This window comes from Paracraurococcus lichenis (assembly GCF_030657435.1).
Taxonomy (GTDB): domain Bacteria; phylum Pseudomonadota; class Alphaproteobacteria; order Acetobacterales; family Acetobacteraceae; genus Paracraurococcus; species Paracraurococcus lichenis.
Genome location: NZ_JAUTWS010000598.1, coordinates 1 through 262 on the forward strand (window position 1 = coordinate 1; position 262 = coordinate 262).

The 262-nt window shown below is 75.2% G+C and carries 1 pseudogene; it reads right to left on the reverse strand.

What is annotated here, in order from left to right:
- Positions 1 to 262 (reverse strand): annotated as a pseudogene (locus Q7A36_RS41385) (IS256 family transposase); the annotation flags it as partial.

The window sequence follows — 262 nt, forward strand, 5'->3', positions numbered from 1 at the left end:
GGATGCCGTCGATCTGCACCGCCAGCAGGTCGAGCCCGGACAGGTCCTGCCCCATCCAGGCCGCCATCCGCTCCGCCGACAGCGCCACGAACCGCCGCGAGGCCGCCGACTTCGACACCCCCGCGCCCGGGCCAGCCGGCACGTCGCCCTCGGGCAGCCGAACCGCCCGGCCGAACCGGCGCGTGGCGACCCCGAGCAGCATCAGGTTCATCGCCCAGCGGCCAAGCCAGTCCTCGCCAACCGCCCGATCCCAGCTCGGCAG